The organism is Nocardioides gansuensis (genome assembly GCF_003076135.1).
In the GTDB taxonomy this organism is placed as follows: Bacteria; Actinomycetota; Actinomycetes; order Propionibacteriales; family Nocardioidaceae; genus Nocardioides; species Nocardioides gansuensis.
Genome location: NZ_QDGZ01000005.1, coordinates 267,935 through 290,929 on the forward strand (window position 1 = coordinate 267,935; position 22,995 = coordinate 290,929).

23 protein-coding genes are annotated in these 22,995 nt (G+C 73.2%); 11 read left to right on the forward strand and 12 right to left on the reverse strand.

The features are described from left to right. Positions 1 to 52: 52 nt before the first annotated feature. The 7 genes from DDE18_RS13125 to DDE18_RS13155 form a co-directional block, all read right to left on the reverse strand. Positions 53 to 1,660, reverse strand: coding sequence for a solute symporter family protein (locus DDE18_RS13125; RefSeq protein ID WP_116572708.1), 1,608 nt, complete (start codon positions 1,658 to 1,660; stop codon positions 53 to 55). Further along, the gene (locus tag DDE18_RS13130) at positions 1,657 to 2,025 is read right to left on the reverse strand and encodes a DUF485 domain-containing protein (protein ID WP_116572709.1); all 369 of its coding nucleotides are present in this window, start codon (positions 2,023 to 2,025) and stop codon (positions 1,657 to 1,659) included. The genes DDE18_RS13125 and DDE18_RS13130 overlap by 4 nt, the downstream gene beginning before the upstream one ends. A 174-nt stretch (positions 2,026 to 2,199) precedes the next feature. Then, complete coding sequence (locus DDE18_RS13135) at positions 2,200 to 2,982, reverse strand: S-methyl-5'-thioadenosine phosphorylase (protein ID WP_116572881.1); 783 nt, start codon at positions 2,980 to 2,982, stop codon at positions 2,200 to 2,202. Positions 2,983 to 3,021: 39 nt separating this feature from the next. Further along, positions 3,022 to 4,545, reverse strand: a complete 1,524-nt coding sequence (locus DDE18_RS13140; protein WP_116572710.1) for a sodium/solute symporter — start codon at positions 4,543 to 4,545, stop codon at positions 3,022 to 3,024. Positions 4,546 to 4,555: 10 nt separating this feature from the next. Next, positions 4,556 to 4,924, reverse strand: coding sequence for a DUF485 domain-containing protein (locus DDE18_RS13145; RefSeq protein WP_116572711.1), 369 nt, complete (start codon positions 4,922 to 4,924; stop codon positions 4,556 to 4,558). Continuing rightward, positions 4,921 to 5,652: a LytR/AlgR family response regulator transcription factor gene (locus tag DDE18_RS13150; RefSeq protein WP_116572712.1), complete on the reverse strand. Its 732-nt coding sequence runs from the start codon at positions 5,650 to 5,652 to the stop codon at positions 4,921 to 4,923. The genes DDE18_RS13145 and DDE18_RS13150 overlap by 4 nt, the downstream gene beginning before the upstream one ends. Then, a complete protein-coding gene (locus tag DDE18_RS13155) occupies positions 5,649 to 6,770 on the reverse strand; it encodes a sensor histidine kinase (RefSeq protein ID WP_116572713.1) in 1,122 nt (373 codons plus the stop codon). Before DDE18_RS13155 ends, DDE18_RS13150 begins: the two co-directional genes overlap by 4 nt. Positions 6,771 to 7,068: 298 nt before the next feature. On the opposite strand from DDE18_RS13155, the gene DDE18_RS13160 reads away from it, so the two are divergent. Further along, entirely contained in the window at positions 7,069 to 8,694 is a 1,626-nt protein-coding gene (locus tag DDE18_RS13160; RefSeq protein ID WP_165821148.1) for a DUF222 domain-containing protein, read from the forward strand. Positions 8,695 to 8,792: 98 nt separating this feature from the next. Here DDE18_RS13160 and DDE18_RS13165 read toward each other — a convergent pair whose 3' ends face one another. Both DDE18_RS13165 and DDE18_RS13170 read right to left on the reverse strand, forming a co-directional pair. Continuing rightward, positions 8,793 to 9,701 carry a hypothetical protein gene (locus tag DDE18_RS13165; protein WP_116572715.1) on the reverse strand — a complete coding sequence of 303 codons (909 nt, stop codon included), beginning with the start codon at positions 9,699 to 9,701 and terminating at the stop codon, positions 8,793 to 8,795. Between the two features lie 60 nt (positions 9,702 to 9,761). Beyond that, positions 9,762 to 10,589: a class I SAM-dependent methyltransferase gene (locus DDE18_RS13170; RefSeq protein WP_116572716.1), complete on the reverse strand. Its 828-nt coding sequence runs from the start codon at positions 10,587 to 10,589 to the stop codon at positions 9,762 to 9,764. 28 nt (positions 10,590 to 10,617) lie between these two features. Between DDE18_RS13170 and DDE18_RS13175 the strand changes: the two genes are divergently transcribed. Beyond that, positions 10,618 to 11,346 (forward strand): Fic family protein, encoded by a 729-nt coding sequence (locus DDE18_RS13175; protein ID WP_116572717.1) that lies wholly within the window; start codon positions 10,618 to 10,620, stop codon positions 11,344 to 11,346. A 333-nt stretch (positions 11,347 to 11,679) separates the two neighbouring features. On the opposite strand, the gene DDE18_RS13180 is transcribed toward DDE18_RS13175, so the two are convergent. Next, positions 11,680 to 12,477 carry an HAD family hydrolase gene (locus tag DDE18_RS13180; protein ID WP_116572718.1) on the reverse strand — a complete coding sequence of 266 codons (798 nt, stop codon included), beginning with the start codon at positions 12,475 to 12,477 and terminating at the stop codon, positions 11,680 to 11,682. Positions 12,478 to 12,609: 132 nt separating this feature from the next. On the opposite strand from DDE18_RS13180, the gene ssd reads away from it, so the two are divergent. The 7 genes from ssd to DDE18_RS23370 all read left to right on the forward strand — a co-directional run bounded on the left by ssd (position 12,610) and on the right by DDE18_RS23370 (position 17,304). After that, positions 12,610 to 13,617 (forward strand): septum site-determining protein Ssd, encoded by a 1,008-nt coding sequence (ssd, locus tag DDE18_RS13185; protein WP_116572719.1) that lies wholly within the window; start codon positions 12,610 to 12,612, stop codon positions 13,615 to 13,617. Next, the gene (locus DDE18_RS13190) at positions 13,614 to 14,780 is read left to right on the forward strand and encodes a TadA family conjugal transfer-associated ATPase (RefSeq protein WP_116572720.1); all 1,167 of its coding nucleotides are present in this window, start codon (positions 13,614 to 13,616) and stop codon (positions 14,778 to 14,780) included. Before ssd ends, DDE18_RS13190 begins: the two co-directional genes overlap by 4 nt. After that, entirely contained in the window at positions 14,777 to 15,574 is a 798-nt protein-coding gene (locus tag DDE18_RS13195; RefSeq protein ID WP_116572721.1) for a type II secretion system F family protein, read from the forward strand. Before DDE18_RS13190 ends, DDE18_RS13195 begins: the two co-directional genes overlap by 4 nt. Then, positions 15,571 to 16,281 carry a type II secretion system F family protein gene (locus DDE18_RS13200; RefSeq protein WP_116572722.1) on the forward strand — a complete coding sequence of 237 codons (711 nt, stop codon included), beginning with the start codon at positions 15,571 to 15,573 and terminating at the stop codon, positions 16,279 to 16,281. The genes DDE18_RS13195 and DDE18_RS13200 overlap by 4 nt, the downstream gene beginning before the upstream one ends. 143 nt (positions 16,282 to 16,424) lie before the next feature. Beyond that, positions 16,425 to 16,616, forward strand: coding sequence for a DUF4244 domain-containing protein (locus DDE18_RS13205; RefSeq protein WP_116572723.1), 192 nt, complete (start codon positions 16,425 to 16,427; stop codon positions 16,614 to 16,616). Beyond that, entirely contained in the window at positions 16,613 to 16,969 is a 357-nt protein-coding gene (locus tag DDE18_RS23365; protein ID WP_211754538.1) for a TadE family type IV pilus minor pilin, read from the forward strand. The genes DDE18_RS13205 and DDE18_RS23365 overlap by 4 nt, the downstream gene beginning before the upstream one ends. Further along, positions 16,966 to 17,304 (forward strand): Rv3654c family TadE-like protein, encoded by a 339-nt coding sequence (locus DDE18_RS23370; protein WP_211754539.1) that lies wholly within the window; start codon positions 16,966 to 16,968, stop codon positions 17,302 to 17,304. Before DDE18_RS23365 ends, DDE18_RS23370 begins: the two co-directional genes overlap by 4 nt. An 8-nt stretch (positions 17,305 to 17,312) precedes the next feature. Here DDE18_RS23370 and DDE18_RS13215 read toward each other — a convergent pair whose 3' ends face one another. Together DDE18_RS13215 and DDE18_RS13220 are read right to left on the reverse strand one after the other, a co-directional pair. Next, the gene (locus DDE18_RS13215; RefSeq protein ID WP_116572725.1) at positions 17,313 to 17,627 is read right to left on the reverse strand and encodes a hypothetical protein; all 315 of its coding nucleotides are present in this window, start codon (positions 17,625 to 17,627) and stop codon (positions 17,313 to 17,315) included. Between the two features lie 9 nt (positions 17,628 to 17,636). Beyond that, on the reverse strand, positions 17,637 to 19,973 hold the full coding sequence (locus tag DDE18_RS13220; RefSeq protein WP_116572726.1) for a DEAD/DEAH box helicase: 2,337 nt from the start codon (positions 19,971 to 19,973) through the stop codon (positions 17,637 to 17,639). A 142-nt stretch (positions 19,974 to 20,115) separates the two neighbouring features. Between DDE18_RS13220 and DDE18_RS13225 the strand changes: the two genes are divergently transcribed. Both DDE18_RS13225 and DDE18_RS13230 read left to right on the forward strand, forming a co-directional pair. Continuing rightward, positions 20,116 to 20,448 carry an anti-sigma factor antagonist gene (locus DDE18_RS13225; RefSeq protein WP_116572727.1) on the forward strand — a complete coding sequence of 111 codons (333 nt, stop codon included), beginning with the start codon at positions 20,116 to 20,118 and terminating at the stop codon, positions 20,446 to 20,448. A 187-nt stretch (positions 20,449 to 20,635) separates the two neighbouring features. Next, on the forward strand, positions 20,636 to 22,945 hold the full coding sequence (locus tag DDE18_RS13230; RefSeq protein WP_116572728.1) for a sodium-translocating pyrophosphatase: 2,310 nt from the start codon (positions 20,636 to 20,638) through the stop codon (positions 22,943 to 22,945). The last annotated feature ends 50 nt before the right edge of the window (positions 22,946 to 22,995 follow it).

Below are 22,995 nucleotides of genomic sequence, written 5' to 3' on the forward strand. Positions count from 1 at the left end.
CATAGGTAGAGGAAGCCCTGACCCGGCGTTACAGCGGCGGGGCCGTCGTGACTCAGTGGTGCACGGCGCTCTCCGCGCCCGCCCCGGTGAGGGCACGGACCTCGAGCTCGGTGAAGCGGTCCTCGGCGGCGGGCTCCCGGCCGGTCACCGTCCCGATGAAGCCGAGCAGGAAGCCCAGCGGGATCGACACGATGCCCGGGTTGTTGAGCGGGAAGATCGCCCAGTCGGAGTCGGGGAACAGCGACGTGGGAGCGCCCGACATGACGGGTGACAGCAGCACCAGGCCCACGGCGGCGATCAGGCCGCCGTAGATGCTCCACGTGGCGCCGCGGGTGTTGAAGCGCCGCCAGAACATGTTGTAGATGATGGCCGGCAGGTTGGCCGACGCCGCGACGGCGAAGGCCAGCGCCACGAGGAAGGCGATGTTGAGCCGCTGCGCCGGGATCGACAGTGCGATCGCGATGGCGCCGATGGCGAACGCCGCGATTCGGGCCACCCGGACCTCGTCTTTCTCGCTGACCGGCTGGTCCTTCTTGATGACGCCCTTGTAGAGGTCGTGCGCCACCGACGACGAGCTGGCCAGGGTCAACCCGGCGACCACCGCGAGGATGGTCGCGAACGCGACCGCCGCGATGAGCGCGAGCAGGATGGCGCCGCCGGTCGAGCCCTCGCCGCCGCCGACCGCCTCGGCCAGCAGAGGAGACGCGAGGTTCTGGTTGCCGCCGGCCGCCGGGTCCACGGCGTCCCGCGACAGAAGCGCCGCCGCGCCGAAGCCCAGCACCAGGGTCATGAGGTAGAACGCGCCGATGAGCCCGATGGCCCAGAGCACGGACTTCCGCGCGTCCCGGGCGGTGGGGACGGTGTAGAAGCGGATCAGGATGTGCGGAAGGCCGGCCGTACCGAGCACCAGGGCCAGGCCGAGGGACAGGAAGTCGATCTGCGAGGTCAGCGTCGAGCCGTACTGGAGGCCGGGCTGGAGGAACGCATCGCCCTTCCCGGAGTTCTCCGCCGCCGCACCGAGGAGCGAGGAGAGGTTGAAGTTGAACTCCGCCAGCACGAGGACCACGATCAGCGCCGAGCCGAGCATCAGCATGACGGCCTTGATGATCTGGACGTACGTCGTGCCCTTCATGCCGCCGACGACGACGTAGAAGATCATCAGCGCGCCGACACCGATGATGGTGATGTTCTTGATGGCCTGGCTGTCGACGCCGAGGAGCAGCGCCACCAGGGTTCCTGCACCGACCATCTGGGCCAGCAGGTAGAAGATCGACACGACGACCGTGGACAGCGACGCGGCCGTGCGGACCGGGCGCTGCCGCATCCGGAACGCGAGCTGGTCGGCCATGGTGTAGCGACCGGCGTTGCGCAGCATCTCGGCAACGAGCAGCAGCGCGACGAGCCAGGCGACGAGGAAGCCGATGGAGTAGAGGAAGCCGTCGTAGCCGTAGAGGGCGATGGCACCCGAGATGCCCAGGAAGGAGGCGGCCGACATGTAGTCGCCGCCGATGGCGAGGCCGTTCTGGAAGCCGGAGAAGGAGCGGCCGCCGGAGTAGAAGTCGGCGGCCGTCTTGTTCTGTCGGCTCGCCCAGAAGGTGATGCCGACCGTCAGGGCGACGACGGCGAGGAAGAGGACGGTGGTCAGGACCTGATCGCTCATGACTGACCTCGCCTCGCGTTGGTGCCTGCCTGGTCGCGGTAGCTCTGCTCGAGGTCGCGGGCCAGCGGGTCGAGCTTGGAGTTGGAGTAGCTGCTGTAGAGCCACGCCAGCCCGAACGTCGTGACGAACTGCAGCAGCCCGAAGACCAGGGCCACGTTGATGTTGCCGACGACCTTGGCGTTCATCAGATCAGGTGCCCAGTTGGAGAGCACGACGTAGAGCAGGTACCACGCGAGGAAGGCCGCGGTGGCGGGGATGACGAACCCGCGATAGCGCTTCCTCAGCTCGGTGAACTCCTGTGTCTCATGCAGCCGGTCGTAGACCGGATCGTGGCGCGCGGCCTGTTCATGTGCCTGGGAAGTCACGGGTTCGTCCTCTCGCAACGGGATGCGGTCACGCTGCTGTGACCACCATCACGGTCGCACCGGTGCGCCGCACCGGGCGAGTACGACGAGGCGACGGGTCGGCGGGCGGGTGCCGGAAGGCGCCCAGCGGTCGGTGCGGTAGGACGAACGGTCAGGCGGCAGCCAGGCGGGCCCTCACGGGACGTCGTAGGTCAGCTCGATGCCGTCGGCCCAGGTCGCGCAGCTGCAGCCGGCCGGGTCGGGGAGTGCCTTGATCGCCTCGCCGAGGAGGCCGGTGAGACGTTCCAGGTTGGCCCGGAAGAGCGCGAAGACCTCGGCCTGGCCGACGCCCCCGCCCGAGTCTGCGCCGGCGTCCATGTCGGTGACCAGGGCGAGCGCGGCGTAACACTGCCCCAGCTCCCGGGCGAGCGCCGCCTCGGGCGCGCCGGTCATGTTGATCAGGTCCCATCCCTGGGCGGCGTAGTGCGCCGACTCCGCGCGCGTCGAGAACCGCGGGCCCTCGACGACGACCATCGTGCCGCCCGCCTTCACCCCCGCGGAGGCCAGGGCGTGGCGTACGCCGGGGCAGTAGGGGTCGGCGAACGGCAGGTGCACCGCGCCCCGCTCGACGAAGGAGCCCACGCGGCGGTGCGTGCGGTCGACCAGCTGGTCGGGGACGACGAGGTCGCCGGGGGCCACCGTGTCGCGGAGCCCGCCGACCGCGCAGGGCGCGAGCACCTGGCGGACGCCGAGGGAGCGGAGCGCCCAGGCGTTGGCGCGGTAGTTGATCGCGTGCGGCGGGAAGTCGTGGTGCTTGCCGTGCCGGGGGAGGAAGGCGACCCGGCGGCCCGACACGGTGCCGACGGCGACGGGCGCCGAGGGCGCGCCGTAGGGGGTGTCGACCGGGTGCTCGACCGGGTCGTCGAGGAAGGCGTAGAACCCCGTGCCGCCGATGACGGCGAGGTCAGCCTCAGTCACGGACGCCACTGTAGGCGGGCCCGTGCTCACGGGGAGCGCTCACACGTGGCGCTCGAGGCCACGCTCGAGCCGGAGGTCCTCAGGCGTGTGCAGCCGCACCAGGAAGCGCGGGGTGTGCCGCGGCACCTGGGAGGGCGTGGCGCGCGAGACCGACCACATGGTGGCGAAGGCGAGTGGCACCGACCAGGCAGCCGGCTGGGAGAGCAGCACCGCGAGCCAGCTCGTCGCCTCGCTGGAGCGCAGGCTGTAGGCGACCCCGGTGCCCGACCCGACGAACCCGGCGAGCAGCCCGGCGATCGCCCCAGCCGGCGTGAGGCCGCGCCACCAGATCCCGAGCACCAGCAGGGGGCAGAAGGTCGACGCCGCGACCGCGAAGGCCAGGCCGACCGCGCGGGCCACGCCGACGTCGGGCGCGGCCACGGCCAGCACGCACGGCACCACGACGGCCACGACCGCGCCGAGCCGGAAGGACGTGACCCCGGAGTGCTCCGACCGGCCGATGACGTCCTGGCTGATCACGCCGGCCACCGCGATCGACAGACCCGACGAGGTGGAGAGGAACGCGGCGAACGCGCCCCCGGTCACCAGCGCGGTCAGCAGGTCGCCGCCGACGCCGCCCACGACGAGCCGCGGCAGCTCGAGCACGAGGACGTCGGCGGTGCCGGAGGCGGCGTACACGCGGCCGAGCGCGCCGTAGACGGGCGGAAGGAGGTAGAAGAAGCCGAGCAGGGCGAGCACCACGAGCGTCGTACGGCGGGCCGCGCGGCCGTCAGGGTTGGTGTAGAAGCGGACCACGACGTGGGGGAGGCCCATGGTGCCGAGGAACGTCGCGACGATCAGCGAGTAGGTGAGGTAGAGGCCCTGGCCGCCGCCAGACCCGAGCGGCAGCGACCAGAGGGGGCCGGGGTCGCCGACGCCGGCGACGTCGGTCGGGTTGGGCGCGCCGTCTCCGACCCACACCAGCACCATCGCGAGCGCGGGGACGAGCAGGGCGGTCAGCTTGAGCCAGTACTGGAACGCCTGCACGAAGGTGATCGAGCGCATTCCGCCGCTCATCACGTTGACCAGGACGACGAGGCCGACGACGACCGGCCCGACCCAGCGGGGAGCGCCGAGGGCGGCCTCGAGGGTGAGCCCGGCTCCCTGGAACTGGGGGAAGAGGTAGAGCCAGCCGATCGCGACGACCAGCACCGAGCAGACGGCGCGCACACGGGCCGAGCCGAGGCGGGCCTCGGCGAAGTCGGGCAGCGTGTAGGCGCCGCTGCGCCGGAGGGGGGCGGCGACGAGGGCGAGGAGCAGGAGATAGCCGGCGGTCCAGCCGACGGGATACCAGAGCATGTCGGCGCCGAAGGCCATCACCAGGCCGGCGACGCCGAGGAAGGAGGCGGCGGAGAGGTACTCCCCACCGATCGCGCTCGCGTTCAGCGCGGGGCGGACGGTGCGCGAGGCGACGAAGAAGTCGCTCGTCGTGCGGCTGAACCGCAGCCCCCAGGTGCCGATCGCCAGCGTCGCCACCGCGACGAGGACGACCGCGACGATGCTCGGGACCTCGGCGCCTGTCATCGCTGTGTCCTCACCGGTCGGCGATCTCCACGAGCTCGGCGAACTCCCGCTCGTGCCGCTCGGCCCGACGGACGTACTGCCAGCCCAGCAGCAGGAGGAAGGGATAGACCAGGACGCCGAGGACCAGCCACGGCACGGGCACACCGAGGAGGCGTATGCCGGCGAGCGCGGGCCACAGGTGGAAGGCGAGCGGCAGCCCGGCAGCCACGACGAGCAGGGGAAGCAGCACCATCATCGCCAGCCGCAGCTGGGTGCGCAGCAGCGAGGAGATCAGCACCGCGCCGAGGGCGGTCTCCTCGTCGATCTCGCGAGTGCGGGCGCGGCGCCGGGTCGTGTGGCGCGGCGGGCCGGTGACCCGGACCCGGACCGGCTCGTTCACGGCCCGCTCCGCTCACGGCGCGTGGTCAGCAGCTCGCGCAGCTGCCGGGTGTGGCGGCGGCTGACGTCGAGCTCCTCGCCCGCCACCACGACCGTGCACTTGCCACCCTGCATGCGCACCTCGTCGATGTGCGCGAGCGAGACCAGCGACGACCGGTGGATCCGGACGAAGCCCGCGGCCGCCCACTGCTCCTCCAGCGTCGACAGCGGCACCCGGACGAGGTGGCTGTCGCCGCGGGTGTGCAGCCGGGCGTAGTCCCCCTGCGCCTCCACGTGAGTGATCGAGGAGCGGCTGACGAAGCGGGTCACGCCACCGCGCTCCACCGGGATCTGCTCGTCCCCGGAGGCGGTCGCGGCCCCGCCGGCGTCCACCAGGCGGCGTACTGCCTCGGCGAGGCGCTCGGCGCGCACCGGCTTGAGGACGTAGTCGACCGCGCGGAGGTCGAAGGCGTCGACCGCGTGCTCCTCGTGGGCCGTCACGAAGACGACCGGCGGGGGCACCTTGAAGCGGGAGAGCACCTGGGCCAGCTCGAGGCCGGTGAGGCCCGGCATCTGGATGTCGAGGAAGACGGCGTCCACCTCGAGGTCCTGCAGCACGCGCAGCGCCTCGGTGGCCGAGTCGGAGGTGAGGACCTCGCCGATCCGGGGGTCGCGGCCGAGCAGCCAGGCGAGCTCGTCGAGCGCGGGCCGCTCGTCGTCGATGACCAGCACCTTCAGCGGCGGGGTCATGCGTGCACCCCCGCGGCGAACTTCGGCACGCGGACGATCACCTTCGTGCCTGCTCCGGGGGCGGTCTCCACGACCAGACCGTAGTCGTCCCCGAAGGTCGCGCGCAGCCGCGCGTCGACATTGGCCAGGCCCACCGAGTCGGTCGACGGGTCGCCGGCCAGCGCGCGCCGGATGGTCTCCGGGTCGTTGCCCGCGCCGTCGTCCTCGATCTCGATGAGCGCCTCCTGGGAGAGGTCGCGCGCGACGATGCTGATGTGGCCGGACTCGCCTGTGAGGCCGTGGCGCACGGCGTTCTCCACCAGCGGCTGGATGCAGAGGAAGGGCACCGTCACCGGCAGCACCTCGGGCGCGATCCGCAGGGTCACGCCGAGCCGGTCGCCGAAGCGGGCCTGCTCGAGCAGGAGGTAGCGCTCGACGCTGCGCAGCTCCTCGGCGAGCGTGGTGTAGTCGCCATGGCGGCGGAACGAGTAGCGGGTGAAGTCGGCGAACTCCAGCAGCAGCTCGCGTGCCCGCTCGGGGTCGGTGCGCACGAAGCTGGCGATCGCGCCGAGGGAGTTGTAGATGAAGTGCGGGCTGATCTGTGCCCGCAGCGCCCGCACCTCGGCCTCCATCAGCCGGGTGCGTGACGCGTCGAGCTCGGCGAGGTCGAGCTGGCCGGACACCCACTGCGCCACCTCGTCGGCGGCCTGCACCAGGCCCGCCGTCGCCACCGGTGCGTAGACCTGCAGCGTCCCGACGATGCGGTCCTCCACCACCAGCGGGCTGGCGACGGCCGCGCGGATCTCGCAGCCCGGCCTGCCGCAGTCGACCTCGTCGCGGTCCGCGACCCGGGTGTCCCCGGCCTCCGCCGTACGCTGCGCGATCGGCGCCGCCTGGCCCTCGTGGTGGCTTGCGATGCCGTCCCAGGCGAGCAGCGAGTCGACGTCGGTGAGGGCCAGCGCAGGCGTGCCGAGCAGGTCGCGCAGGTGGCGGATGCTGCGCCCGGCGCTGTCCACGGTGAGCCCCTCCCGCAGTGCGGGGCTCGCGAGCGAGGCGCTGTGCAGCGTGCGGAAGGTGGCGCGGTCGGCCTCCGTGCCGAGATGGGTACGCCGCCACGGGCGGCGCCAGCCGCTGCTCATGCAGCGGAGACTAGCCCCCGCTTCAGCGCTCGCACTTCTTCACGACCTCAGCACGGCACACGTCCGTGCCGAGCGAGGGATGACGTCCCGTCTCGAAACCACCATCCTGTTCCCCGGTCGTTGAGGTGCGAGCGCAACACCCGATCGGTGGTTGAGGTGCGAGCGCAGCGAGCCTCGAAACCACCACCCCACCCCGCCCAGGCGCGGTCGAGAAAGTGTTCGAGAAGTTGTTCACACCCCGAGGCCTGAGCGTGAATCCGGGCCGCCGATGTCGGTGGTCACCTCTAGTGTCTGTGACGTGACCAGCCAGCACCCCGAGCCCAGCAGGAAGGCGACTGACGACCTGTCGGCCGCCGAGCTGCTGGCCGTGCTGGCCGACGAGCGGGCAGCAGAGCACGCGGCGGCCGCCCGCCAGCTCGAGCTCGCCGCACACTGGGCCGACCTGCACCCCGCGGAGTCGATCCACGACGCCGCGACCTTCACCCTGCCCGGGATCGAGCACGAAGAAGCCATCGCCGGCGAAGGCTGCCCCCTGGTCGCGGAGTTCTGCATTGCCGAGCTCGGCACCACCCTTCACATCTCCACCACCGCAGCGAAGAAGCTCCTCGGGCACGCCCTCGAGCTCCGCCACCGCCTCCCCCGCCTCTGGGCCGCCGTGCACGCCGGCCGCGTCCCTGCCTGGCGCGCCCGGCTGGTCGCCGAGACCACCATCCACACCACCCCGGCCCTCTCCCGGGAGGCCGCCGCCTGGGTCGATGCCCAGGTCGCCCCCTTCGTCGCCAAGATCGGCCAGGCCCAGCTCGACCGGCTGGTTGCCGAGGCCATCGAGCGGTTCGGACCCCGCGTGCTGCCCGAGGACCCCGACGACGACCAGCCGCCCTGCCCCGACACCCGGCACGTCACCCTCGAGGCCGACCAGGTCGGCTACACCGGCACCATCCGCCTCGAGGGCGAGCTCGACCTCGCCGACGGCCTCGATCTCGACCACGCCCTCCGCCTCGGTGCCGAGCAGCTCAAGGCGCTCGGCTCCATCGAGCCCCTCGGCGCCCGCCGCGCCCAAGCCCTCGGCCACCTCGTCCGGCACCAGCTCGCCCTCGACCTCGCCGGCGACAACGCCACCACAGCCACCGCCGAGGGCATTCTCGACACGGACAACCCGACGGCTTCCGCGACCGCCACAGAGGCGAAGCTGCCGGCCGCCCGCCGGCTGGACCTGCGCATCCACCTCTCCGCCGCCGCGCTCGGCGAAGCCGGAGTCGCGACCTTCCACCGCACCGGACGCCTCGACGAGGGCCAACGCCTGATCATGCTCGACCAGGTCAAGGCCTGGTGCGCCGACACCACACCGAGGTCCGGATCCTCCCGGTCGTCGACCTCGACGCGGAGATCCACACCCCCGCCTACGAGTCCACCGACCGGCAACGACAACAAGTCCAGCTGCGGGACAAGACCTGCTACTTCCCCTGGTGCACCCGACCCGCCACCCGCTGCGACCTCGACCACGTCGTCCCCTACGACCACGACGCCGAAGCCGAAGGCCGCCGCGAGCAACCCGGACCCACCACGTCCTCCAACCTCGCCCCCGCCTGCCGCAGCCACCACCGACTCAAGACCCACGGCAGCTGGCGCGTCCTGGTCCTGGCCGCCGGGATCTACCTGTGGATCTCACCCCACGGCCGGCTCTACCTCCGCGATCGCACCGGCACCACCGCCCTGCACCTCCCCAGCCACGGCGTCCATCGACCATGACCCCGCCCCGCACCCCGCCGAGCACACCGGCGGGGTCATAGGCGTGCCTCGGCCTTGCAGGTGTCGCGCACGCCCTTGCCGCCGGAGTTGTGGCGGCCCTGGCCGCCGCGCAGGAGATCCGTGCCGGCATGGCCGACAAAGATGTCGTCGCCGCCTTGGGCGGGAAGTTGTCTGAAGCCTCCCCGGACAGCTGTCCGGGAAGTGGCCCGGGCTACGGCTGGGCCTGGGCTATGAGCCCGACACGTGTCCGAGTCGCGACCGCAGTCGGTCGTGTCACCGCTCGCACGTGGTTTCCTTCTCCGCCCGGCAGGTGTCGCTGCCGGAGCGGCCGTGGGCGGAGTCACCTCGGCCGCTGTTGCCCCTGAGCACGTCGTCGCCGCTGGAGCCTCGGAGCGTGTCCTTGCCGGAGCCGCCGGACAGGCGTGCCGTCCGGGTGCACGTCTTGAACTCGAAGTCCTCGCTGTAGTGGAAGGCGACATGGTCGTTGCCTCCGCGGCCGGAGGCCTCCATGGTGCAGCCGCCGACCCAGAGGAACTGCGCCCGGCCATCACCCTTCAGCACGGCGTGCTCCGCGGTCACCTGGGCGTGGGTGAATCCGGTGACGAGGGCCGCCTGCACGCCGTCGACGTCGAGGCGACCCTCAGCGAGGTCGAGGCGCAGGGCGACGTCGCGGGACTCGGTCGTGAGCCAGTCCTCGCCGCTGCCGCCGTCGTACGACCCGACGATGAGGGGTGTCCCGTCCCGCCAGTCCTGGGCGGTGAAGTAGTCGTCGCCCCCACCGAGGGTGACCGTGTCGTCGAAGTCGTTGGCAGAGACCCGGTCGTCCGCCCGGCCGCCCACGTATCTGTCACGGCCGTCGCCGAGCGTGACGTAGGCACTCCGCAGGGTGCCCGTGCTGTCGACGAGATCATTGCCCTCGCCGGCACCGATGTAGGGGGTTCTGGGTTCGGTGACGGGGCTGGTCAGACAGATCAGGTCGTGGCCTGCACCGGCATCCACCTGTGTCGAGGAGCCCGTGACGATCACGTCATCACCTGGCGTGCCGACGATCTTGTCGCCCGTGCCGACGATGGTCGCCGCCTTGCCCTGACAGGTCTCGCCCGCGGCGAGCGCGGTCGAGGCCGGGAACGGGGTCAGGACGAGCGCGGACGTGGCGAGCAGTGCTATCCCGAGATGCTTCATTGGTGTTTCCCCCTGTGGTCGGTGTCGGCCAGTGTGATGCACGAAGCGGGGGAATGGTTGTCAGCGGAAGTCGATCAGCAGCATGTCGGTGTCGGTGCCGTCGGAGACGACAGGCTCCTCGGGCTCCGGTGGGTCGTCGTCCTTGACCACGACGGCCTTGAAGCAGCGGGCCCGGTAGGGCAGCTGCATGCCGTCCATCCCGCGCCCGTAGTCGTCGTAGAACGCGAGCACCTCGGCGAGCTTGGCCTCGCGGGCCTCGTCGGCGAGCGAGGCGATGTTGGAGCGCGACGCCGCGAGGTCGACGATCGACTCCCGGTTGATGTCCTGCCAGTGCGTGAACGACTTCTCCTCGACGAACCCGAAGAGCTCGGACCTCACCAGCACCGCCTGGGAGGTGTTGTCCAGGTCATGACGGCCCAGCACGTCGCCGAGGCGGCGTACCCACGGGATCCGCTCGTCGCGCTCGTTCCAGACCACCGCGACGTGCCCGCCGGGCTTGAGGACTCGCGCGATCTCGGGCAGCGCGCGCTCGTGGTCGAACCAGTGGAACGACGTCGCGCACACCACCACGTCGACCGACTTGTCGTGTGCCGGGATCTCCTCCGCGCTCGCCTGCTTGGCGCTGCAGCCGGGCACCCGCGCCTCGAGCAGCGCCAGCATCTCGGCATCCGGCTCGACCGCGTGCACCGCGTGTCCCTGGGCGACGAGCTCGGCGGTGAGCTTGCCGGTGCCGGCGCCCAGCTCGAGCACGACCTGCGCGTCGCCGCCGACCAGCCAGGCCACGGCCTCGGCGGGGTACGACGGTCGGCCACGGTCGTAGGCCAACGCGTTCCGCCCGAAGGACAGGGCCGCGTGGTCAGGTGCCGGGGTGGGCTGCTCGTCGGTCATCGACAGCAGGCTACTAGCGTCGGGCCTCGTGACCGCTGACCCACTCGCCTGGCTGACGACCCTGGAGGGCGTCCCGTCCGCCTACGCCGCGGCCCGCGACGGCATCGACGTGATGCTCCGCGACCGCGGCCTGCGCCGCACCTCCCCGGAGGCGACCGCCGAGTCGCTGCTGCGCGGCGCGCACGCGAGCGCGGTGCTCGAGGGGTCGGCCTCGTCGCTGGCCGAGGTGAGGGCAGGGGAGGGGGACGAGATCGCCCAGGACGCGGTGCGGATGTCGGTCTCCCAGCTCGCGCTCGCGCCGCTGCTCAAGAGCGCGCCGCTGCAGGCGATCGCCCGGCTGCACGCCGTGGCCGCAAGCGGCTCGCTGCCCGAGGACTCGCTGGGCCGGCCCCGCGACTCCGCCGGCGCCGACCGCCTGCGGGGGGTCGGCGAGCTGCTGCTCACCTCCCACGAGGTGCCCGCGCTCATGCTCGCCGCGGTGGTGCACGCCGACCTGGCCACGACCGCGCCGTTCCCGTCCCACAACGGCCTCGTGGCCCGGGCTGTGGAGCGGCTCGTGCTCGTGGCCCGCGGTGTGGACGCCAAGTCCCTGGTCGTGCCGGAAGCGGGCCACCTGGCGCTCCGGCCGGAGTACGAGTCGAACCTGCGCGGCTACCGCGACGGCGGCCCGCGCGGCGTACACGCGTGGATGCTCTACGCCGCCGAGGCCTACGCCGCGGGCGCGGAGGCGAGCCCCCTGCGGCGGGCGGCGGAGTAGGTCCGCGCATGCGAACGGCACCCGCTCGCGTGGACCGGGTGCCGTCGCTGACACGTGATGCCGATGGCTACCAAGCGTGCTTCTCTCTTGCTGTCCGGGGGGACTGGATCCCCGCCGACATGCGCCCTGGTAGGAAGGGTCGATCGCCGCGTGGGTACCCGGCTCACGTGCGGACCTTGTTGAGTTCTGTGTCCGTTCTACGCCGTGTCAACGCCACCTTCAAGGGTTGACATCTCGACCGTTCGGTGCGTGCCAGCCCAGGTGGTGGGCCTCCTGCATTCCGTACACCGGGGTCGGAATGCTCCCGTCGCGGGCCTCGAGCGTCCTGAGCCGTCAGGCTCCGAGGCGTCGCCTGCGCGAGCTCGCCCAGATCACGCCGCCCGCCGCGAGCAAGCCGCCGACCGCCAGCGCGGCCAGGGTCGGCTTGGTCGCAGGCAGCGAGACGCGGCCGCGGAGGGCGACCGGCCTGTCGAAGGCGAGCACCGGCCAGCCGCGCTCGAGCGCGACGCGGCGCAACTCCTTGTCGGGGTTGACCGCGTGGGGATGGCCGACGACCTCGAGCATGTGCACGTCGGTGATCGAGTCGCTGTAGGCATAGCACTGGCCGAGGTCGTAGCCGACCGTGCGCGCCAGGTCCTCGATCGCGCGCGCCTTCTCCTGGGCGTAGGCGTAGTACTCGATGTCGCCGGTGTAGTGGCCGTCGACGATCTCCATCCGCGTCGCGACCACGCGGTCGGCGCCGAGCATCTCGCCGATCGGGCCCACCACCTCGGCCCCGCTCGTCGACACGATGACGACGTCGCGGCCGGCGAGGTGGTGCTCCTCGATCAGGCTCACGGCCTCGTCGTAGACGAGGGGGTCGACGATGTTGTGCAGGGTGTCGGCGACGATCTCCCGCACCGTGGCGACGTCCCAGCCGGCGGTGAGCTGGGACATGAAGGCCCTCATCTTCTCCATCTGGTCGTGGTCCGCGCCGCCGACGAGGTAGACGAACTGCGCGTAGACCGACCGCAGCATCGCGCGCCGCGAGATGAGGCCGCCCGCCTGGAACGGCCGGGAGAAGGCCAGCGCGCTCGACTTGGCGATGATCGTCTTGTCGAGGTCGAAGAAGGCCGCGGTCGGGCGGGGCATGCGGTCATCGTAGGTGCGGGGCCATGGTGTCCCAGCCAGTTGTCGTGCACAGGGGCGGCCGCCGACCCGTCGTCCACAGGCTGGCGGTCGGGTGGGTTCGGTACGTCGGCGGGCCGGGGCAGCCTCGCGTCCATGACTCCGCTCCTGCTCACTCGCGACCAGGCCCTGCTCGACGAGCTCGGCCGGCTGGCTGCTGCCGCCGGCGTGCGACCGTCCGTGCTCGACGAGCCCACGGCCGTGCTGCCGGTGTGGTCGGCCGCGCCGCTCGTGCTGCTGGGCGCCGACGTGGTCGACGAGGTCGCCCTCGCCGCGCCGCCCCGGCGCGCCGGGGTGCACGTCGTCGGGTGGTCCGGCTGCGACGCCTTCCGGTCCGCCCTGGCCGTCGGCGCGGAGACCGTCACCGAGCTGCCCGGCTCGGCCGAGTGGCTGGTCGGCCTGCTCACCGACGTGGGGGAGGGCGAGCGGGTCGGCAGGCTGCTCGGTGTGGTCGGCGGCTGCGGGGGTGCCGGCGCGACCACCCTCGCGTGCGCGCTGGCCCAGGTCGGCGCCCGGAGCGGCCCGACCATGCTGGTGGACGCCGACCCGCTGGGCCCGGGCCAGGACACGATGCTCGGCCTCGACGCAGCCGACGGGGTGCGGTGGGGCGACCTGGCCGGCACGTCGGGCCGGCTCGGCGCCCGCGCCCTGCGGGAGGCCGTGCCCCGTCTCGGTGACCTCGGCGTGCTCGCCTTCGGCCGGGACAGCTCGCTCGACCCCGGGGTGGTCCGGTCGGTCGTGTCCGCGGGTGTGCGCGGCCACGACCTCGTGGTCGTCGACCTGCCACGGCACGGCCCCCTGCGCGACGAGCTGGCGGCCCGGTGTCAGGTGGTCGTGGTGGTGGCGCCGGCCACGGTGGCCGCGGCAGCCTCCACTGCGCGGCTCCTCGCCGGCCTGGGCGCGCAGGCGCCCTGTCGCATCGCGCTACGCCGTGGTGGGGTGCGGGCCGCCGACTTCGCGGCGGCCGCGGGGGCGCCGGTGGTCGCCGAGGTGCCCGACCAGCGCGGCCTTGCCGAGGCCGTCGACCTGGGGCTCGGGCCGGTCCGGTCGCGCCGCGCACGGCTGGCCCGCGCCGCCGCCGAGCTGCTGGACGTGGTCGCGTGACCGTCTCCTCGGCCGTCCTCGACGAGGTCCGCGAGGTGCTGGCGCGGGAGGGCGGTGAGCTCACCCCTCACCGGGTCGCGTCGGCGCTCCGCGCGACCGGGCGTCCAGTCGGTGACGCCACCGTGCTCGCGGTGCACGAGGCGCTGCGGCGCGACGTGCTGGGGGCCGGCCCGCTGGAGCCGCTGCTGCGGCAGCCCGGCGTGACCGACGTACTCGTCAACGGCGCCGACGAGGTGTGGCTCGACCGCGGCGACGGCCTGGAGCTGACCGACGTGCGGTTCGCCGACGACGCCGCGGTGCGCCGGCTGGCGCAGCGGCTGGCGGCGACCGGGGGCCGTCGCCTCGACGACGCCACGCCGCACGCCGACGTGCGGCTGCCCGACGGCACGCGTTTCCACGCCGTGCTGGCGCCGACAGCCCGGCCCGGCACGGTGATCTCGCTGCGCGTGCCGCGGGCCGCGGGCTTCACGCTGGCCGACCTGGTCGCAGGCGGTGCCGTCCCCGAGGAGGGGGCCGAGCTGCTGCGGGCAGTCGTGGAGGCGCGGCTGGCCTTCCTGGTCAGCGGCGGCACGGGCACGGGCAAGACGACGCTGCTGGCGGCCCTGCTGTCGCTGGTCGACGCGCGCGAGCGGCTTGTGATGGTCGAAGACGCCAGCGAGCTGCGGCCCGAGCACCCACACGTGGTGGGCCTCGAGGCCCGCCCGCCCAACCTCGAGGGTGCCGGCGAGCTCACCCTGCGCACCCTCGTGCGCCAGGCCCTGCGGATGCGCCCGGACCGACTCGTCGTGGGGGAGGTCCGCGGCGCGGAGGTCGTCGAGATGCTGGCGGCGCTCAACACCGGCCACGCCGGCGGGTGCGGGACCCTCCACGCCAACTCCGCTGCCGACGTGCCGGCCCGCGTCGAGGCCCTCGCGCTCGCGGCCGGACTCGGACGGGAGGCCGCCCACAGCCAGCTCTCGGCCGCCCTCGACGTCGTGGTCCACCTCAGGCGCGGCCGCGACGGGCGGCGGGTCGTCGCCCAGCTGGCGGTGCCGCAGCGCCGGCCGGACGGCCTCGTGGAGATGGTGACGGCGGTGTCCTTCGCCGACGGTGCCGTACGCCGGGGTCCCGGCGCCCCGGCTCTGGCGGCCCTGCTCTCGCCCGGCGACGGACGTGGGCCATGAGCGCGCTGCATGCCGCCGTCCTGGCGGCGGTTGCCGTGGTGCTGGCCATGCCCGGGTCACCTCGGCCGCGCGTGGCGGCCACGTCCCGCGCCTCACGCCGACGCCCTCTGGTCGTGCTGCCGTGGGTCGCCCTGACCGCGTGCTCGGGCGTTGCCGCGGCGGGTGTCGTTCCTCTGCGGCTGCTTGCGCTCGGCTGCGTCGCTGGTGGGGTGGTGGTGGCCGCCCGGCTGCTGTGGACGCGCCTCGAGCAGCGGCGCCAGCGCGAGCAGGCCGCGCGCCACGTGCTGTCGGCGTGCGAGCTGATCGCGGCCGAGCTCGGCGCCGGCCAGCCGCCCGGGGCGGCCCTGGCCGCCGCCGCGCGCGAGTGGCCGGGCCTCGCCCCGGTGGCCGACGCGTTCGTCCTCGGCTCGGACGTCCCCGATGCCCTGCGCGACCTCGCCGCCCGCCATCCCGGAGCCGATGACCTGCGACTGGTGGCCGCAGCGTGGCAGGTGGCCCACCACTCCGGCCACGGCCTGGCTGCCGCGGTCGACCGCGTCGCCGGGCGCATCCGCTCCGTCCGCGCGACGCGTCGTGTGGTCGAGTCGGAGCTCGCCTCCGCCAGGTCGACGGCCCGGCTGGTCGCCGCCCTCCCCCTGGCCGCGCTGTTGCTCGGCTCCGGCGCGGGCGGCAGCCCGTGGGAGTTCCTCCTCGGCACGCCGGCGGGACTGGCCTGTCTCGCCGCCGGCCTCGCCCTGGGCTGCCTGGGGCTGTGGTGGATCGAGGCCCTCGCCGACGGGGTGGAGCGCGCATGATCCTGGTGGCGGCCGGGCTGGCCGGGCTGTCCGTGCTCCTTGCGACCGCGCCTCGGCCGAGCCTGCCGGCTTTCCGCGTCGCACCGGCGACCGGTTCGTCGCCGACCCGCGGGGCGGTGCGCCAGGTCGCGGCCGCTGGCCTGGCGGGGGTCGGTGCATACATCCTCCTCGGCGGCGCCCTCGGTGTGGCCGCTGGCCTGGCGGCCGCAGCCGCTGCCTGGCTGGTGCTCGACCGCGCGGAGCCGGCTGGCGTGCGCCGTGAGCGGGAGGCGGTCAGCCGGGACCTGCCCCACCTGGTCGAGCTGCTGGCCGCCACACTCCGAGCCGGAGCGCCGCCGGGCGACGCCGTGCGCACGGTCGCCGCCGCCCTGCCCGGGCCGGCCGCTGACCGGCTCGCAGGGGTCGTGGCCCGGCTCTCTCTCGGCGTCGCGCCCGCCGAGGTGTGGGCCGGGCTGACCGGCGACCCGGCGCTGGCACCACTCGGCCGCACGCTGGCCCGGGCGACCGCGACCGGGGCCTCGGTCGCCGACGCGGTGGCGCGGCTCGCCGATGAGCTCGATGCGGAGGCGCGGGCGGGGGTCGAGGACCGGGCCCGCGCGGTCGGGGTCAAGGCGGCTCTCCCGCTGGGCGTGTGCCTGCTGCCCGCCTTCCTGCTGGTCGGCATCGTCCCGTCCGTGGCCGGCCTGCTGGCCGCGATCAGGCCCTGATCACAGGCCAGATGTCGTGCACCGTGCCGTCTCCGGGGCAGCTGTCCACAGGCCGGCGTCCCGGGCGGTGCACGGTGGGGGTGGCGGGACGCAGAGTCTCCACACGCGGCCGCATCGGGCGGTCCGGATGACGAGGAGACACGATGCGACACACCCTCCAGCCCAGCCAGCGTCGCGACGACGAGCGGGGCATCACGACCGCGGAGTACGCCGTGGGCACCGCGGCGGGAGCCGGCTTCGCGGGCCTGCTCTACAAGATGCTCACAGGGACCTTCGGCGACGGGCTGCTGCACACCCTCTTCGACCATGTCCTCTCCCTGCTGGGCATCGGATGACCCGACGCGACGAGCGCGGGGCGGTGACCGCGGAGCTGGCCCTCGGGCTGCCGCTGCTGCTGTCGGTCATCGTCGGGCTGGTCTGGCTGCTCTCCGTCGGAGCCGCCCAGGTGCGTGTGGTCGACGCGTCGCGCGAGGCCGCGCGCGCGTCCGCCCGGGGCGACGACACCGGCGCCGCGGCCGACCTCGCCCGTCAAGTGGCGCCCGCGGGTGCCGAGGTCTCCGTCGGTGTCGAGGGCGGCCGGGTCGTCGTCGAGACGCGCAGCCGGGTCAGGGCACCGGCTGGCCTGTTCTCCGTGCTGCCGGACGTGTGGGTCTCGTCCACCGCCACAGCGCTCGAGGAGGGGCAGTGAGGGACGAGCGAGGTGCCGCGACGCTGCTGGTGGTGGCCGCGACCGGACTGCTGCTCTTCGTCGGCCTCGCGCTCTCCGCGGTCGCCGGCGTGGTCGTGGCCCATCGCCGTGCCCAGGCGGCGGCCGACCTGGCCGCGCTGGCGGCGGCGACCGCCCTGAAGCAGGGCGGGCCGGGCTGCGCGACCGCAGCCGAGGTCGCCGGTGCCAACGGCGGCAGCCTGGTCAGCTGTGCCCTCGACGGACGAGAGGCGACGGTCGAAGTCAGGGCGCGCGGGCCTCGTGTCGCCGGCCGGGCTGTCGATCCCGTGGCCAGGGCCCGTGCGGGGCCGGCGTGACCGGGGCCTCAGAGGTGCTCATCGCGCGAGGGCGGGGCGTCGTCGTCGTGGCGGCGCTCGGCCTGCGCCTCGGAGAGCTTCTGGTTGAGGCGGGTGAGCTTCTTGCGCTCACGCCGCGCGACCAGCCCGCGCTTGGTGCCCCACTTGAGGATCGAGACTCCGAGCAGGATCGCGCCGCCGGCGCCCACGCCGATGAAGAACGACTGCAGCGTGGTCACGTCGAATCCGAGCAGCTCGCCACCCACTCCCGGCTCGCTGACGAAGAGCGCAGCACACACCGCCGCCGCACCAGCGAGGATCAGGAGGAGTCCGAGAATCACCATGTCCGCAGGCTACTGCGCGGGTGCGCCGGAGAGCAGCAGGTCGAGCAGCGCCACCGCGCCGGGCTTGTCGAGCGGGTTGTTCTGGTTGCCGCACTTGGGCGACTGGATGCACGACGGGCACCCCGCCTCGCACTCGCAGCTCGCGATCGCCTCGCGCGTCGCGCGCAGCCAGGCCGCCGCCGCGGCGTATCCGCGGGCGGCGAATCCGGCGCCGCCGGGGTGGCCGTCGTGCACGAAGACCGTCAGCTGGCCGGTGTCGGCGTGCAGCGCCGTCGAGACGCCGCCGATGTCCCAGCGGTCACAGGTCGCGAAGAGCGGGAGCAGCCCGATCGAGCAGTGCTCGGCCGCGTGGGCCGCCCCGGGCAGGTCGGCCGCCGCCAGCCCCGACTCGTCCAGGAGGTCGGGCGGCACGGTCCACCACACGGCGGTGGTGCGCAGCGACCGGGCCGGCAGGTCGAGCGGCTCCTCGCCGAGCACCTCGCCGCCCGGCTGCCGCCGCTTGAGGAACGACACCACCTGGTGCGAGACGTCGACGTCCCCCAGCGACAGGCGGCAGCCGCCCCAGTGGACATGCTCCCGCTCGGCGACGACCCGGATGTCGGTCACCTCGCGGGCGGTCGTGGAATAGGAAGGCTCGGCCAGCGACATCACGGCCACGTGCTCCTCGAGGTCGAGCGACTCCACGAGCCAGGTCTCGCCGCGGTGCACGTAGACGGCTCCGGGGTGGGCGGCGCTGTGGGCGCTGCCGCCGTCGACCGTGCCGACGACCCGACCGGTGCCGGACTCGACGAGCTGCACCTGGCCTCCGCCCGCGGAGCGGATGTCGGCCAGGTCGCTCGCGCGCCGCCGGTCGGTCCAGAACCAGCCACGCGGCCGCTTGCGCAGCAGGCCGGCCGCGGTGAGGTCGTCGACGACCTCGCGCGCCGTCGGCCCGAACAGCTCCAGCCCGGCCTCGGTGAGCGGCAGCTCCTGGGCTGCCGCGCACAGGTGTGGACCCAGGACGTAGGGATTGCCGGGGTCGAAGACGGTGGCCTCGACCGGGCGGCCGAGCAGCGCCTCGGGGTGGGTGACGAGGTAGGTGTCCAGCGGGTCGTCGCGGGCGACCAGGATGCCGAGGGCGTCCTGCGCTCCCCGGCCGGCGCGGCCCAGCTGCTGCCAGAGCGCGGCCCGGGTGCCGGGAAAGCCCGCGACCAGCACGGCGTCGAGCCCGCTGATGTCGATGCCGAGCTCGAGCGCGTTGGTGGCAGCCAGCCCGGTCAGCTCGCCGGCCCGCAGCGAGGCCTCGAGCGCGCGGCGCTCCTCGGGGAGGTAGCCGCCCCGGTAGGCCGCCACCTTGCCCGGCAGCGAGGGATCGACCTCCGCGAGCAGCTCGGCAGCGGTGAGCGCGACCTGCTCCGCACCGCGTCTCGAGCGCACGAACGCCAGGGTGCGCACGTCCTCCGCGACCAGGTCGGCCAGCAGGTCGGCAGTCTCCGACGAGGCCGCCCGCCGCACCGGAGCCCCGTGTTCACCGGCGTGGGAGGTGAACGGCGGCTCCCACAGCAGCAGCGCCAGCCGTCCCCGGGGCGAGTGGTCGGCCGTCACTGCCATCACGTCGAGCCCGGTCAGCCGCCGGGCGGCGACCTCGGGCTCCGCGACCGTCGCGGAGGCGAGCACGAACGTCGGGGAGGCGCCGTACGCCGCGCACACGCGCCGGAGGCGGCGCAGCACGTGGGCGACGTGGGCGCCGAAGACGCCGCGGTAGTGGTGGCACTCGTCGATCACGACGTAGCGCAGGGAGGCGAAGAACGCCGCCCACCTGGCGTGGGAGGGGAGCAGCGACCGGTGGAGCATGTCGGGGTTGGTCAGCACGTATTCGCCGAAGTCCCGGGTCCAGTCACGCTCCTCCCACGAGGAGTCGCCGTCGTGGGTGGCGAGGCGTACGTCGAGGCCCAGCCCCGCCAGCGAGGCCAGCTGGTCGTGGGCCAGTGCCTTGGTGGGCGCGAGGTAGAGGACCCCGGCGCCCCGCTCGCCGCGCGGACCGCGCCTCTGGCGGATCGCGGTCAGGGCGGGCAGCTGGTAGGCCAGCGACTTGCCCGACGCCGTGCCGGTCGCGAGCACGACGTGCTGCCCGGCGTGCGCGGCGTCGGCTGCCGCCGCCTGGTGGCGCCACGGCGCGGCGACCCCGGCGCGCACGAAGGCCTCCCGGACGTCGGGCGCGACCCACTCCGGCCACTCGGCCGGCACCGCCGCGCGGGGCGGCAGCACCTCGAGGTGACGCAGCCGGCCCTGCCGTCCGGGCACCGCCGCGAGGCGCTCGACGAGCGCCTCGACGTTGGGGTGCGAGGGTGCGGCTGTGGGGGTCACTCATGCAGTCTGGCAAACGCCACTGACAGTGCCGGGCTGGCCCAGGACGGGTACTCGCCTGCACACTTGGGCAGGGCGTGGTTTGATAAGCCCGACAGGTTGGGGGCCTGGCGCCCCCCTCCACAACGTCTTGGGGAGAATCGTGGATCTGACCCTTGCGACTCGCGAGGAGGACGGCCGCGCCGTCGTGGCGGTCGGTGGCGAGATCGACGTCTACACCGCACCCAAGCTCCGCGACTGCATCACCGACCTCGTCGGCAACGGCGCCTATCACATCGTGATCGACCTCGAGGCGGTCGAGTTCCTCGACTCCACGGGCCTCGGCGTCCTCGTCGGTGGCCTCAAGAAGGTGCGGGCCCACGACGGCTCCCTCGAGCTGATCTGCACGCAGGAGCGCCTGCTCAAGATCTTCCGCATCACCGGCCTGGCGAAGGTCTTCGTCATCCACGACTCCGTCGCTCCCGCCGCCGGTTGATCCCCGGGTGGCCGACCCGCCACCACGCGCCCGCGTCGTACCCATTCACGGCCTTCCGCATGCGCCTGCGCAGGACCCGAGTCGCTGCGCCGAGGAACCTGTGTGGCGCGCGTCACCCCTCCCCGTGAGCGGCATCACGTCTGCGTAGACTCCCCCGCGTTCCCGACCCGAGCCCAGGAGGACCCACATGACGGGGATCGCAACCGTGGTCGTCAAGCCGGAGCTCGCTGGTGGCAACCTGACCCTGGTCATCATCGTCGCCGTGATCGCGCTCGCCGCGCTCGGCATGGCGGCGATGTTCAGGTCGCAGGTGCTGGCGGCAGGCGAAGGCACCGAAAACATGCGCACCATCGCGCAGGCCGTCCAGGAGGGCGCCAACGCCTACCTGACGCGGCAGTTCCGCACCCTGGCCATCTTCGCGGCCCTCGCGTTCTTCGTGCTGCTGGCGCTGCCGGCCGACGACATGGCGGTCCGGCTGGGCCGCTCGATCTTCTTCCTGCTCGGCGCCGGCTTCTCGGCCGCCGTGGGCTATCTCGGCATGAGCCTCGCGGTGCGCGCCAACCTGCGCGTCGCGGCCGCCGCCAACGACGAGGGCCGCAACCCCGCCATGACGATCGGGTTCCGGACCGGCGCCATGGTCGGCATGCTCACCGTCGGCCTCGGCCTGCTCGGCGCCAGCGTCGTCGTGCTGCTCTACAAGGACGAGGCCCCCCACGTGCTCGAGGGCTTCGGCTTCGGCGCCGCGCTGCTCGCGATGTTCATGCGAGTCGGCGGCGGCATCTTCACCAAGGCCGCCGACGTCGGCGCCGACCTCGTCGGCAAGGTCGAGCAGAACATCCCCGAGGACGACCCGCGCAACGCGGCGACCATCGCCGACAACGTGGGCGACAACGTCGGCGACTGCGCCGGCATGGCGGCCGACCTGTTCGAGTCGTACGCCGTGACGCTGGTCGCGGCGCTGATCCTGGGCTCGCAGGCGTTCGGTGACCACGGCCTCGTCTACCCGCTCCTGATCCCCGCCATCGGCGCCCTGACCGCTGTGCTGGGCGTCTTCATCACCAGGCCCCGCACGGGCGAGAACGGCCTGAAGACGATCAACCGGGCGTTCTACATCTCGGCCGGCGTGGGTGCCGTCGCGTCGGTGATCCTGTCCTACATCTACCTGCCGTCGTCGTTCGCGGGCTTCGACAACGTCACGGGCCTCGACATGGCGACCGCCGAGGGCGACCCGCGGCTGATCGCCTCGACCGCCGTCGTCATCGGCATCGTGATGGCCGCGGGCATCCTGGCGCTCACCGGCTACTTCACCGGCACCGAGCACCGGCCGGTCAAGGACGTCGGCAAGACGTCGCTCACCGGCGCCGCCACGGTGATCCTCTCCGGCCTCAGCGTGGGCTTCGAGTCGGCCGTCTACACCACCCTGGTGATCGGCACCGCGGTCTTCGGCGCCTTCCTGCTGGGCGGCGTCACCGTCACCGTCTCGCTGTTCGCGGTGGCCCTGGCCGGCTGCGGCCTGCTCACCACGGTCGGCGTGATCGTCGCCATGGACACCTTCGGCCCGGTCTCCGACAACGCCCAGGGCATCGCCGAGATGTCGGGCGACGTGAGCGAGGAGGGGGCGCAGATCCTCACCGAGCTCGACGCCGTCGGCAACACCACCAAGGCGATCACCAAGGGCATCGCGATCGCGACCGCGGTGCTCGCCGCGACCGCGCTCTTCGGCTCCTACTCCACGTCGGTGGCCGAGGCGGTCCGCGACGCCGGCGCGCTCAGCGCCGACGACGAGACCGCGCTCAACTTCCTCGTCTACAACCCCGGCGTCCTCGTGGGCGTGCTGCTGGGCGCGGCGGTCGTGTTCCTCTTCTCCGGACTCGCGATCAACGCCGTCGGCCGCGCTGCCGGCGCGGTGGTCTTCGAGGTACGCCGCCAGTTCCGCGAGATCCCCGGGATCATGGAGGGCACGGGCCGGCCGGAGTACGGCAAGGTCGTCGACATCGTCACCAAGGACTCGCTGCGCGAGCTCATCACGCCGGGCATCCTGGCCGTGATGGCGCCGGTGGCAGTCGGCTTCGGGCTGGGCGTCGCAGCGCTCGCCGGCTTCCTCGCCGGTGCGATCGGGGCCGGCACGCTGATGGCCGTCTTCCTCGCCAACGCGGGCGGCGCGTGGGACAACGCCAAGAAGCTGGTCGAGGACGGCCACCACGGCGGCAAGGGCTCCGACGCCCACGCCGCCACGGTCATCGGCGACACGGTGGGTGACCCGTTCAAGGACACGGCGGGCCCGGCCATCAACCCGCTGATCAAGGTGATGAACCTGGTCTCCCTGCTGATCGCCAGCGCCATCGTCTCGATGAGCGTCGGCGAGGACCAGAACGACGGGCTCCGCATCGGCATCGCCGTGCTCGCGGTCGCGATCATCACCGTCGCGGTCTACGTCTCCAAGCAGCGCGAGGTCGCGATCAGCGACGACCAGCCGGAGCGCGTGGTCGCAGGCTGAGCCGCTCCACCTGACCCCGTCGGCCCGCCGGGACATGCGCCCGGCGGGCC